This window comes from Rhizobium sp. 2MFCol3.1 (assembly GCF_000377565.1).
Taxonomy (GTDB): domain Bacteria; phylum Pseudomonadota; class Alphaproteobacteria; order Rhizobiales; family Rhizobiaceae; genus Rhizobium.
On sequence record NZ_KB898355.1, the window covers coordinates 423,862 to 436,751 of the forward strand.

At 61.1% G+C, this 12,890-nt stretch carries 11 protein-coding genes; 2 read left to right on the forward strand and 9 right to left on the reverse strand.

What is annotated here, in order from left to right; all coding sequences use genetic code 11:
* Positions 1-4 precede the first annotated feature (4 nt).
* The 8 genes from D460_RS0107875 to D460_RS0107910 all read right to left on the reverse strand — a co-directional run bounded on the left by D460_RS0107875 (position 5) and on the right by D460_RS0107910 (position 8,627).
* Positions 5-1,216 (reverse strand): acyl-CoA dehydrogenase family protein, encoded by a 1,212-nt coding sequence (locus tag D460_RS0107875; RefSeq protein ID WP_018897989.1) that lies wholly within the window; start codon positions 1,214-1,216, stop codon positions 5-7.
* Positions 1,217-1,253: 37 nt separating this feature from the next.
* Positions 1,254-2,753, reverse strand: a complete 1,500-nt coding sequence (locus D460_RS32765; protein WP_018897990.1) for an NAD(P)/FAD-dependent oxidoreductase — start codon at positions 2,751-2,753, stop codon at positions 1,254-1,256.
* Between the two features lie 113 nt (positions 2,754-2,866).
* Complete coding sequence (locus D460_RS0107885) at positions 2,867-4,489, reverse strand: AMP-binding protein (RefSeq protein WP_018897991.1); 1,623 nt, start codon at positions 4,487-4,489, stop codon at positions 2,867-2,869.
* Between the two features lie 764 nt (positions 4,490-5,253).
* Positions 5,254-5,715, reverse strand: a complete 462-nt coding sequence (locus D460_RS32770) for a nuclear transport factor 2 family protein (protein ID WP_018897992.1) — start codon at positions 5,713-5,715, stop codon at positions 5,254-5,256.
* 75 nt (positions 5,716-5,790) lie between these two features.
* Positions 5,791-6,474 (reverse strand): SDR family NAD(P)-dependent oxidoreductase, encoded by a 684-nt coding sequence (locus D460_RS0107895; RefSeq protein ID WP_018897993.1) that lies wholly within the window; start codon positions 6,472-6,474, stop codon positions 5,791-5,793.
* 154 nt (positions 6,475-6,628) lie between these two features.
* Complete coding sequence (locus tag D460_RS0107900) at positions 6,629-7,483, reverse strand: alpha/beta hydrolase (RefSeq protein WP_018897994.1); 855 nt, start codon at positions 7,481-7,483, stop codon at positions 6,629-6,631.
* Between the two features lie 204 nt (positions 7,484-7,687).
* Entirely contained in the window at positions 7,688-8,047 is a 360-nt protein-coding gene (locus D460_RS0107905) for a PepSY domain-containing protein (RefSeq protein ID WP_018897995.1), read from the reverse strand.
* A gap of 106 nt (positions 8,048-8,153) precedes the next feature.
* Positions 8,154-8,627 (reverse strand): hypothetical protein, encoded by a 474-nt coding sequence (locus D460_RS0107910; protein ID WP_018897996.1) that lies wholly within the window; start codon positions 8,625-8,627, stop codon positions 8,154-8,156.
* A gap of 161 nt (positions 8,628-8,788) precedes the next feature.
* Between D460_RS0107910 and D460_RS32775 the strand changes: the two genes are divergently transcribed.
* Complete coding sequence (locus D460_RS32775; protein WP_018897997.1) at positions 8,789-8,989, forward strand: hypothetical protein; 201 nt, start codon at positions 8,789-8,791, stop codon at positions 8,987-8,989.
* 102 nt (positions 8,990-9,091) lie between these two features.
* Positions 9,092-10,456 (forward strand): FAD/NAD(P)-binding protein, encoded by a 1,365-nt coding sequence (locus D460_RS0107915; protein ID WP_018897998.1) that lies wholly within the window; start codon positions 9,092-9,094, stop codon positions 10,454-10,456.
* Positions 10,457-10,487: 31 nt separating this feature from the next.
* Here D460_RS0107915 and D460_RS0107920 read toward each other — a convergent pair whose 3' ends face one another.
* Positions 10,488-12,842 carry a LuxR C-terminal-related transcriptional regulator gene (locus D460_RS0107920; RefSeq protein ID WP_026282909.1) on the reverse strand — a complete coding sequence of 785 codons (2,355 nt, stop codon included), beginning with the start codon at positions 12,840-12,842 and terminating at the stop codon, positions 10,488-10,490.
* Positions 12,843-12,890 lie beyond the last annotated feature (48 nt).

The window sequence follows — 12,890 nt, forward strand, 5'->3', positions numbered from 1 at the left end:
GCGGTTAGTTCTGCATGGCGTATCCGAGCTCGATGTCGAGAAGCACCTTGCCGTACTGTTCGACGCAGACTTCGTTGAAGGCGAAGTGGGTCGATGCCGTCTCGCAATCGCGCCAGTGGCGCTGAAGGACGTTCGATTCCGCGAACGTCGCCGAGCCGTGCGCCTGTACGAGAAGGCGAACGGCATCCCGCGCATAATGAACGGCGGCCGTCAGTTCCGCGCCATTGCGTGCGCGCTGCCGCTCGGTCAAGGCTTCGCCGGTGGCGGCGGCTTCGTCCGTGATCGCCGTTGTGTTGTAGAGATGCAGGTTGGCGGAATCGATCAGCATCGCGGCCTTTGAAATCAGCAACTGGTTCGTCGTTGCCTGGGACTGCTTAATCGTCATCTGCGGCATCTTGCGAACCTTGGCTTTCTCGATGACCAGGCTGAGTGCCGCCTCCGCGCCGCCGATGGTGGGCACGGCTAGGCAGAGATTGAAGAGAGCGCCGAACGAGGAACGGTAGAGCGGGGCGTTCTTGTGCGGAGAGCTCTCGGTGTTGCTGAAGGCCTGCTCGTAGGACTGGATGCGATGATCGGGAATGAAGACATCCTTTGCCACAAGCGTATTGGACGCCGTGCCGCGCATGCCTGAGACGAACCAGGTGTCTTCGACCGTCAGTTCCGACATCGGCGCGAGGCCCATGCCCGTTCCGGTGAAGTTTCCGGCCTCATCGGTGAAGGGAATGCCGATAATCGCCCACTGCGCGTGCGCGGAGCCGCTGGCATAGCGAAAGTTGCCGCTGACTTTCCAGCCGCCGGCAACCCTGACTGCAGTCGCCTCATCAGGCGAGGTAACCGCGCAAATCCGGTTTTCGTTGTTGTCGCCCCAGACGTCTTCCTGCGCCTGCTGCGAGAACATGGCGACGATGAAGTTGGTCGCGATGCCCAGGCCAAAAACCCAGGACGTCGAGGCACAGCCGAGCGCCAATTCCTTTTGCACGTCGATCGATGTTCTGACATCGGTCTCCAGCCCGCCGAAGCGCGCCGGGCGGAGGATCGCGTAGAGGCCGGCCTTTTCCAGCGCCTGGATGTTCTCCTCGACCACGCGACGATTGTCCTCTGTGGTCTTTGCGTTTTTCGCCAGCAGCGGCACCAGAGCGCGTGCGCGCTCCATGAGCTCGAGGCGCTGTGCGCGTTGCTCCGCGGTCGCCGACGGGCGGTCCATCAGAAAGTTCATTTCATGCTCCTTCGAATTGCAATTGTATTCTTTGATGTCACAGGGCCGGCGCCGGCACCGGCGTGAGCTTTTTCTCCACGACCTGGTATGCGCCCGGATCGAAATGTCCGAGCTGCTCGCGCATGTCGGTTTCGGTGCCCGGCCATGCGGCCTTGTTGTGGCCGCGCTCGTCGAGCGAGTAGTTGAGGCATCCAGCCGAGACCTGCGGGCTGCGATCCAGGATCACATCGGCATCACGCTTCCACGCGAGCTCGGCATCTTCGCGAACCTCGATCGCTCGGATCGAATGTTTCCTCATGTAGGTCAAAGCTTTGACCACATAGCCGCCGCCGATCTCGCCGACAGCCAGGCCGTTCCAGTTCTGTCCGTTCGGGGCAGCGCCGCCGATGAGGAACAGGTTCGGGCAGCCCGAGACGGAGACCGCCTTGTAGGCGCGCGGATGGCCGGCCTGATACTCGCCGACGGAAACGCCGTCGCGACGCTTGACGTGATGCAGAATATGGCCGCCGAAGTAGAAGCCGGTTGCGAGAACGATGGTGTCGACGTCGAACCGGCGGCCACTGCGCGAAACGATCTGGTTCGCGGTGATCTCGGAAGCGGCTTCTGCGACCAGCTCGACATTCGGCTGCTGTAGCGACCGATAATAGTCGTCGCTGACGCCGGGGCGCTTACAGCCGATGCGGTGCGAAGGGGTGAGCAGCGCGCGCAGCGCCGGGTCGGGGACCTGTTCTTCCAGATAGCGCTGGGCGGCGGCCTGAGCGGTATCGGAAGCAGCGAGATCCTCAAGAAGATAGACCGTTCTCCAGTCTTCTTCCGACTCGTCGAACACTTGCTTGCGCATCTGCGCCAGGAGTTCGGGTTGCTCGCGGAACCGGGCCTTGTCCTCTTCCGTGAAGACCTGTTCCTTCTTCGGGAATATCCAGGCAGGTGTGCGCTGGAAGACCTTCAATTCGGACGCGACTTTCTGCATGGCGGGCACGATCTGCAGGGATGACGATCCGGTGCCGACGACCGCCACGCGGTCGCCCTCGGCGGTGTAGCCTTCCGGCCAGAGCGACGAATGGAAGATTTTACCGGCAAACGAGTGCATGCCTGGGATGTCCGGATAGACCATTTCTTCCAGGAAACCGGTGGCCAACACGAGCGCCTCGGCGAGGACGACGCCCTCGGTCGTATCGACGGACCAGCAAAGCTCATCCTCCAGCCATTCGGCGGAAAGCATCTCCGTTTCAAACTGGGTGTGGCTATAGAGATCGAAGCGGGACGCCACGTCCTTCATGTAATCAAGTAGTTCGGCCTGGGTAGCATAAAGACGGGGCCATTCGGGGCTCATCGCAAAGCTGAACTGGTAGACCGAAATCGGTCCATCGACCGCGCATCCCGGATAGGTGTTCTGATACCAGGCGCCGCCGAAATCGCCGTGCTTGGTGATGATGCGATAATCGGTGATGCCTGCTTCCTGCAGCCCTACGGCGACGGACATCGCGTTGCCGCCGGAGCCGACAATCAGGACCTGCGTTCTCTGCTGTCTTGTCATAACTATGCCTCTAAAAATGGCATGGCCAACCCTCCGGCTGCCATGCCGTCAGCGTCAGGCGTCGCGCCAATGCGGATCGCCTTCCGAGATTGATTCAATTATGGAATTGCCTGCTAGGCTGCGGGCGCTCGCAACTTGAAGCGCTGCACCTTCCCGGATTCGGTCTTGGGCAACTCGGCAACGAAGACGACCGATCGCGGATACTTGTAGGGTGCGATCACGCTCTTCACGTGGTCTTGAAGCGCCTTGGCCAGCGCGTCGCTGGCCAGAGCTGGATCCTTCAAGACGACATGCGCCTGCACGATGGTGCCGCGCGCCGCATCAGGCGCGCCGATGACACCGCATTCGCGAACGGCTTCATGCTTGAGAAGGGCAGCTTCGACCTCGGGGCCGGCGATGTTGTAGCCGGACGAGACGATCATATCGTCCGATCGCGCAACGAAATGGAAATAGCCGTCGTCATCCTGGACGAAGGTGTCGCCGGTGACGTTCCAGCCCGAGCGCACATATTCCTGCTGCCGGGGATCGTCGAGGTATCGGCAACCGATGGGGCCCTTGACCACAAGATGGCCGGGCGTTCCGCGTGGCACTTCATTCATGTTTTCGTCGACGACCATGGCTTCGTAGCCGGAAAGCGGGCGGCCCGTGGTGGACGGACGAAAGTCGTGGAGCCGGTTCGAGATAAAGATATGGAGCATTTCCGTCGAGCCGATGCCATCGATGATCGGCTTTCCGGTCTTGTTTACCCACTCCTCGAAGACCGGGCCGGGCAGGGTCTCGCCCGCCGATACGGCAACGCGAAGCGACGACAGGTCGGCACCCTGATCCATGGCCGCCATCATCGCCTTGTAGGCGGTCGGCGCCGTGAAGCTGATCGTCGCCTTGTTGGTCTGAATGATATCGATCATGTTCGGTGGCGACGCGTTTTCCAGAAGCGTGGCGGCCGCGCCGAAGCGGAGAGGGAAGATCGCCAGGCCGCCGAGGCCGAAGGTGAATGCAAGCGGCGGCGAGCCGACAAAGACATCATCGGGCGTAACCTGCAGGACTTCGCGCGCGAAGGCGTCCGCGATCAGAAGTAGGTCCCGGTGGAAATGCATCGTGGCCTTGGCGACGCCTGTCGAGCCGGACGTAAAGCCAAGCAATGCGACATCATCTCGCCCCGTCTCGACGGCCTTGAACTGCACGGGCTTGTCGAGCGCGCTGCGATCGAGTTCGGCATCGTGGCTGGCGGTGCCGTCGAAGCCGACGATCTTCTTGAGCACGGGGCTCGCTTCAGCGGCCGCGACCAACTCGTCCAGGAGGCGGGTGTCGCAAAGCGCGAGCGTGATCTCCGCCTTGTCGATGATCTTCGACAGCTCGCCGGCGCGCAGCATCGGCATGGTGTTGACGACGACGGCGCCGGCCTTCGTCGCGGCGAGCCAGCAGGCGACCATGGCCGGGTTGTTGGCGGACCGAATGAGGATACGGTTGCCCGGCTCCACGCCATAGTCTTCGACGAGCGTCCGCGCGATACGGTTCGTCCAGTCGGACAATTCCTTGTAAGTTCGCCTGCGACCCTGGCCGATCAGAGCGATGCGGTCTCCAAAGCCCTTCTCGACCATCTTGTCGGTGAGCTCGACGGCCGCGTTCATCCATTCCGGATACTGGAAATCGCCCAACTTAATTTCCGGCCAGAGGTCGGCCGGCGGAAGGTTCGAGCGCACAAAGGTGTCGGTGTGACCCGTTGGTCCGAGCATTGTCATCTATTCCCACTCTTTTGTTTGTTGTCGCTGCAACGACCGGATGAACGACACCGCTCGCTACTTCAAGAATTCCCCAAAGATTGCGCCGCTAATAACTGCATGGCAAGAAAAATTTGAAGCTTATAATAATTTTGTCGTCGGACTGTGCTCTTGGAAATAATGACGCAAAAACAGATACCTATCTCTGATGGCCAGGCCGTCAGAGCTCCCAGGGTTTACTCTTTGCAGCAACGGGTCGGCACTCTTGCGAGGCGAAAATTGCTGCTTGGCCGAGCCCGTAATCCGGTCGGTCGCCAGCGAGATGTCAGCCGGCAATCGCTGGCGGCTCGTCTGCGCCATACGGATGCTGGCTGATACAGTCGGTCGTCTTGCCGGCACACAATTCGTGGCCTCGGTGATGTTGCGTTCTTGGAGGTTTCGTTCGCTCAGGCTCCTGCGGTTTGGAGCGATGAGAGGGGGCAATAAACCACGTACCTCTCGATCGCTGTGATCAAGTCAGTACCGTGGCGGCCAATGGCCAAAAGCTGCAATGCTGCAGTGGCCGGATTACCAACCGGCCCGATTTTCGGTGCGTAAAGCTTAGCGCAAATCAAATTCGCGATACAAGATCTAACTGCGCTAAGCATGCTAATTTTTCAGCATGCATAAAGACAAGGCATGATGAAGCATAAGCTGTTTTAAATCAGTATGTTGCGACCGACACACATGCAATTGATCCAGTGCGGAGCTGCATGTCATCGGTCAAGTCGTGGAAGGTCTTACGCCCTATCCACGGGCAGCGCCAACGAGGCGACCTTCTGCGCGAGAGCGGCGGCCTTTCCGTCGGCGATCGCGCGGGTGATGTAATTGTGGTAGTCGCGCGAAAGGACGATCTTCCCGTCCTTGCAGCCGATGACGATGATATTGCGGTTCTCGACCGTCTCCTCGCCGATGCGGCTGACATAGGTCCATTCGGCGATCACCAGGTTCGGATCCTTGGTCTCGTGTATGACGAGATCCTCGATGCTGATATCCTGATACATGCGTGTCTGCGTGCCGCCGACACGACGCCATTCTTCCATGCTGCGGCCGAAAGCTGCCTTTCCGACAATTTCGTATCGGTTCGGCACGCCGAATTCATCGGAGAAAACGAGCTCGTCTCCATAAAGCTCGAAGGCGCCGTCCATGTCGCCGCGGGCGTATCGGTCAATCAGTTCACGAACCAGTTCGGTCGGCGTCATCGCTATTCCTTTTCTCGACATATCCGTCTTTGAACCTCGCTTGCGCCAACCCAGGCGGCGCTAACGATCTCGGCACTACCAGCGCAACTCGTCATTCTTGTAGTCCACGAACAGAATGCCACCCGTGCCCCGGCGCGCTTCGATCGTCTTCACAAGGCCGCCGGCAGCCGTTTTCACGTCTAGGCTGGCATCGGAGCCGCCCATGTCTGTCTTCACCCAGCCGGGCACCAGGCACATGAAAGTAACCGCCGTATCCGCGTTGTTCGCGGCAACGCTGCGCATCAGGTAATTCAACGCGACCTTGCTGGCCGTGTAGGCATCCCAATCGTTGGGCGCGACATCCGAGCTTGCCCAATCACTGGACATCACGCCCACAGCGGCGTCGGACTTTACCGCAGCAAGCAGCTGATGGACGACCCTCATGGGGCCGAGCACATTGCTGCGCATGACGTAGTCGAAGTCGCTGTCGGATATGGTGGCGATCTGGTCGCCGTCAGGCAGGCTCACGCCGGCGTTGACGAACAGCAGGTCGAGCTTTCCGGTTCCGATGCGCTGCTTGAGAGATGATATCGTTGCCGGGTCGTTCACATCGAGATGTTCGACGGACAGCTTGCCGCCGCTCTCGACGGTCTCCTTGAGCGACGATCCGGGCCGCACGGTGGCAATCACGTTCCAGCCTGCCGCAAGCAGCGCTTTTGTCAGTCCCAGCCCCAGTCCGCGCGATGCGCCAACGACGAGCGCGGTCTTCTGATCGGACATTCTCATTCCCCCTGAGCTTACTTCTTGTCATCATGAGCGCCGGGCGGAGCGTCGCCCGTTGCGCAACAATTTGAAGCTTAAACTATTTTAAGCATCCAGATCCCGGCGCTGTCAAGCGCCTGCACCGCTGCAGGCGCGACAGTGTCGGTTACTCCTATTTCAGCGAGGCAAGGAACTCGTCGAAGGTGCGATTGAACTCTTCGGGGCGTTCCCAGAACATCATGTGCTTGCCGAAGGTCACAACCTTCGCGCTGGGCGTGTTCGTCGATGCCCAGGTCGTCATGACATCCTTGACTTCGTCGCGGCCGATATAGAGAAGCGGGACCTTGCCATCGAGCGCGCGAAGGTCGGCTTCGTAATCGCAGTAGGCGCCGGTTTCGTTGAGCAGGGCGGCGGCGGCGTTCGACGTCTGCAGCGACAGCGACACCAGCCAGTCGACATCCTTCTGTTGCGGCTTTTCCAGCATCCAGTTGACGAAATCGGTGGTCGCCTGTGGGCGGTTTTCCAGGAACGACATGGTGAAATACTGACGGCCGCCATCGGCGTCGTCCTTGCGCATCCAGACCCATTCCTTGGTGTTATCAGCGCCCGATGTCTTGGGCGAGCCATCGATAAGTACGAGAGCCTTCAGCTTGGAAGCGCCGAACTGGTTGACATAAGAGAGGACATCGAGCGAGGCGTATGACCAGCCGGCGAGAACGACGTTGTCCAGCTTCAAGGTCGAGATGAACGCATTCAGGTCGCGGCCGTGCTGGGTGTAGAAGTTGCCTTCTACCGTGTGGGTGGACTTGCCCTGGCTCCGTGGATCGATGGCGATGAACCGGTAGCGATCGGAATCGGCGAAATGCGCGAGCTGACGCTCGAAAACGTCTGCAGGCATGGTCCAGCCCGGCACGAACAGAACTGTCGTCGGGCCCTTGCCGGACTCGAGGTAATGGATGGTGAGGTCGTCGCTGACCTTGACGGAGGCGGATTCCGCGGCTGCAGCCGCACCAGCTAGAAATGTCATGACTGCAAACACCGATAAAATTCGTAACATTGGCTCATGTCTCTTAGGGACGTGTTTAAGTGTCAGTCAATCCAGATTGCACGCGGGCGACGTCGTGGCATGGTCCGCCAATATGATGAAAGCATCCATGTTTCCTAAAAACTAGGATAGGCGTAGCTACGGCCGACCGCGTTGCCATCGACAGCGCGATCGGCCGCTAGGTTTTTACTCGACGTCGCTGCCGCCGTTATCCTGCTGGTCCGGCGTGATCGTCGCTTCGCCGCTGAGGCCGTCGACGGCGACCGTCTGCGATCCCTTGTCCGACATCAACTCGACTTCGAAGGCGGCGCTCGCCTGCTCGTTGTCGAGCGCGGCATTGACGGCCTTGCCGCCGAACTTCTTTTCCGCGGCGTCGATCGCCTGGGAAAGGCTGATCTTTGCTCCGGCGAGGCGCGAATATTCGGCGGCGTCGTCCTTGCCGTTCTGCTGGTCCGCCGCTTGGCTGAGTGTCGGCGCGGCCAGTCCGATGGCGCCGGCGGCAAGCATGGCGGCCATGGCGGTCGTGAGAGAGCGGTAACGCTTCATCTTCTTCTCCTTTTGGTGCCCGTCATTGGGACCGGGAGAGACTGCAACAGCGAGTTTGGATGTTCCTGTCCGGGATTTTACAAATCGGTATGGAGCGCGGGGAGCATTAAGTCCGCGCCGCGAAGTCGACAGAGGAGATCTCGACGGACCAGTCGAAGTCTGCGGGAGAGGGCTTGCCCGGCAGCGTGTCGAGGCCGCGATAGGGGTTGAGCGTCCAGCACGTGCCGAACTCGCCGTGCGGCGCGATGATCTTGTCGGTCGAGAAATAGTCCGAATAGACTTCGCTGCTATGGCCGGTTCGTTTGGCGATCAGCCGGAACCGGACGACGTTCACCTGCCTGTCGGTGCCGTTTGACAGTGTGACGAAAACGCTCTTGGCCGGATCCGGGCAGGTCTGGCTGCCGGTGCTGGTGCCCGATACCAGGCTTGCCAGGCTGTTGCGGTCGGTCTGCTGGGAATAGACATACGCGCCAACGCCAGCTGCCACCACGAGCATGCAGGCCACGGCGATCAGCGTCGGTCGGGGAGCCAGAAAAAAGCACACGACGACGATCGGGACCGCAATTACCAGGAATATCATTTGCCTGCTCCATTTCATTAATGAGCTAAAGCAGCCATCCTTCCGAAGCAAGCATGGCTCTGCCGATATCGGTGTCGAGGTAACCGAGATGTGACTTTCGCGTACACGTGTCCGCCGCTTTCCGTTGATAGTGATCTGTCTCCCGTTCGGAGGATCAAACAGTGGATCTGGATTTTACGGTTTCGGAAGTGCTCGACGATCTGATGATCGCCCAATTGAACAAGGCCGATGGTATTAGCGAGCGGTCCTTCGCCCAGCTTTTGCAAAGTGCTGCCCGCGTTCGGACCCTTGTCATTCCGCACCGGACGGAGGGACACACTCCGACGCCAGGGCCGACGAAAGCGCCACCGGTGAACGCCTGACACGCGCCTCCTAAGGCATATGCGCGCAGAGTATCGTCCGGTCGCAGCCTTGACACTCCCGCAGCGCGAACCACGTCTTCCTTGCAGGCAAGGGGTGCGCGAATGAGCTATGACGTGGTGGTAGTGGGTGCGGGCTTCTCGGCGATTGCCACGGTCTGCAACCTGATCGAGCTGCTTCCCGCTTCCGCGAAGGTCGCAGTCGTTGGCGACGATCCCGGCTTTGGTCGCGGCACGGCTTATCGGTCGGAACTCTATCTGCACAGATTGAATGTGCCCGCCGGCAGGATGAGCCTGTTTCCAGACAGGCCAGATGCATTCGTGGTGTGGCTGAAGGAGCGCAAGCGTCCCCTGAGGGACGGCGACTTTGCTTCGCGCCAGGATTATGGCCTCTATGTTCGCGACACGCTGGCGGCACTGTTGCGCGACAAGCGGCCGCGCTGCCGGGTCGATTTCATCCGTGCGAAGGCGACGGGCTGCGTGGAGCGCTATAACGCGACCCTTGGTTTTCTCCTCGATAACGGCGACGAGATTGTCGGGCGCCATGTTGTGCTTTGCCTAGGCGTCGGCAACGCGCCGCTTCCGGTCGATTTGTCGGCTCTTCCGTCCGATGCGCGCGATAGGACGATCGACAACCCCTGGCGCCTGTCGTGGCTCCGCCGCGTCGAAGCAAACGACAGCGTCTGCATCCTGGGCTCGGGACTGACGATGATCGACCAAGTGCTTGCGCTCTTCGCGCAAGGGTTTCGCGGCAGGATCGATGTCTTGTCGCGCAGGGGCCTTGTCCCACACGGCCACGCAAGAGTGCCGAAACCGCCAGCGGATTTCGATCCCGCCGATCTTCCCGAAACGATCAGCGGCATCCTGCGACAACTGCGCCGCGAGAGTCGACGCGCCGGCGATTGGCGTAGCGTCATGGACACCTTGCGCCCGAAGACGCAGGCGCTGTGGCAACGCCTGGCGCCTGCCGAACGCAAGCGTTTCCTGCGCCACGCGCTACCCTGGTGGAACATTCACCGCCATCGTGTGGCGCCTGACGTTTATGATCGTTTTCGCGAGATGGTGGCCTCGGGTCAGGTCGTCATCCACGCGGGCCATCTTCACGATATCTCGACCGCGGATGATCGGCTGATGCTGCACTACCGCAAGCGGGGCGCCAGGGACGAGGTGGAACTGCGATGCGACTGGCTGGTCAATTGCACAGGCGTCGAGCGCGCCGGCATCGCGCATTCGCCCTTGCTGCAGCAGATGATGCGCCAGGGCCTGATTAAAGCCGATCCGCTGAGGCTCGGTATCGGCGTGGACAGCAACTCGGTTGTCCGCAGCGACAACCCGGGCGCCGTTTCGCTCTACGCAGTCGGGGCTTTGACGGCCGGGCAGTTCTGGGAGATCACGGCGGTGCCGGATATCCGTGCGCAGGCTCGCGCCGTCGCACAACGCATCAGCGACGCGGGCGGACCGAACATTTGACGCGCAATGCCGCCAGCGGGCAGCTTCCCGTTTAAATCCATCCAAGCGCCTTGGCGGCTCGGATCGCCTCGGCCCGGCGTGCGCAGCCAAGTTTCCGCAAGAGGTTGCCGACATGGAATTTCACCGTCACCTCGGAGATGTTGAGCGTATGGGCGACTTTCTTGTTGGGCATGCCGGCGGCGATCAATTGCAGCATCTGTGCTTCGCGTTGGGAGAGGCCACCGTTCAGCGCCCGTGCGTGGGGTGAGTTCACGGAAGACGCGAAGATGGAGAGCGCCATGCGTACGTCGGAGGATGTGTCGATATAGGCGCGGATGCGCTGGTTGTTCAGCAGCGGTGCGAGAAAGAGGCGCTCCTCGGAGAGCACGCCGTTGCACCCCAGCCTCGTTGCGGTCTCCAGCGCCGACAGAAGCTGCGTTCGCGCAGCCGCATTGTCGCGGCGCTGATGCGAGACGTAGCTCTGCCACAGCTGCAGCGCGACCTTCTCGCGGTTCGTGACCTTGGGATTTGCGATCATGGCCTCGATCTGCCGGTGCAGATAGGGGCGGGGTGTCGCGATGCGCACGGCATCCCTCAGCCAGGCCATCGCATAGGCGATCTCGTCGCGCCGTGTCAGGCGGGTCAGCTCCTCGGTGGCGCTACCAACCCAGTTCTGGCCGATCGGCATTCGCACCGCCGTCAGCGTGGTGGCCGCATCGGCCCAGCGATTTGCGTTCTGGTAGGCGATTGCCGTGCGGATCTCCATCATCGCATGGAACTGCAAACCCTCGGAAAGATGGATCCACAGGCCATCTAGGAAGCCCGGCCGGATCGTCATCGCGAAATGATCCCCCAGCACCTGCGAGGCATAGTGAAGCGCGAATTGCATCAGGCTCGGCCAGATCTCTGCCGCGGCGAATGCCTCGAAATCATTATGGACGAAATCAAGCAGGTCACGAGGGCGGCCGGCTTCGTATGCGAGGCAGGCTTCCGCGAGCCGGAGCATGCGGAACTCCTGCGTTGCCTCGTGCGGCACCTGCTCCAGCCGCTCACGGGCGTCGACGGCGGCGCGGCGCGCCAGCAGCGTATCGCCGCTCATCAGGCGCAGCACGGTCTGGTGGAGATGGATGAAGAATTCCAGCAGCGGCTGGCCGCCTCGCTTGCGCAGATAGATCAGCGCGCGCGTCGCGGCGGCCTCCGCCTCGCGAAAATTGCGCCGCCTTATCTCGAATTCCAGGATGGCGTTGTAGTAGCCCGACCATTTCGCGTAGTCGCCGAGCGGGTAGTCGGCCATGAACTCGCCAAGGCGCGTGATCATCGCGTCGCTCGGCGTCAGGTCTTCACTGATCATCAGGTTGAGCCTGAATGTGCGCGCCGCGAAGGAGAAGCGGGAATTCTGCACAAGCACCTTCAACGGATCGAGGTAATCATGCCCGAGATGGCGCGAGACTAAGTGCCGGACGCGCGACAGCTCTCCCTGCTTGAGCAGCGTGCGCCCCACCGCGAAAAGAACGGTCTCGTTCGCCGCCATCATCGGCTGCGAAAAACGCATCACGATCCGTTGGAACTCCTCGACGCTGCTGCGATAGATCAGTTCGCGACCATGCGCCCGCTCGAGGCTCTGCGCGGCATGCTCCTCGTGACCATGGTCCAGAAGCAAATCGATCGCGGCCAGCGGTCGCCCCGCGCGTTCAAGCGCCGAGGCGACATCGATGACGGCGCCCGCGCTCAGAAGCAGTGACAGGCGCTCCTGGACCGCGATCTTGATAAGCCTCAGCAGCGCTTGGTGTTTCTCAGGCGCTTCGCTGATGGCGGGCGGCAGATAGGCGCGCCAGTCGCCGATGGTGCCGGCCGACGGTGTCTCGAGCCAGATCGAAAGATCGGCGGTCTGGCTTGGCGAGAGCGAGCTCAGAAGACTTTCCCTGATGTAGTCGATGCATACGGCATCATCCTGCTGCGCGGCGACGGGCAGGAGTGACGGCCAACCGCCATATCCCTCCAGCAGTTGCTGCCGGTGCTCCGCAGGCAGGGGGGCGAGTTCATTTCGGGTGAACGTCAGGTCGGCCGATGAGAATGTTGCGGCGCCGTCGTGCATGATCCGCCTTGCCAGGCCGCTGATGCGCTGTTCTGGGCGACAGGCGATCAGCACTTTTCGTGCCGTATCCAAGACCCGATTCGGTATGCGCGCAGAGCGCGCGGTGATCGGCACGTCCCAGATGAGCCAGCCGTTCTGCACGTCTTCCATTCGTGGCTGATGCGCAGAGATCCGCCGGCATCCGACATGATCGGCCACCATGCCAAGCAGCACCGATTTTCCCGCGCCAGCAGGCGCTCGCAGATAGATGATTTCAGCGGGTTCATCGGTGATGCGGCCGACAATGTCGGGGCGCGGAAGCATGGGCGTCATGGCGAACTGATATCGCAGGTCACGGCCAAAACCTATACCATGACGGAA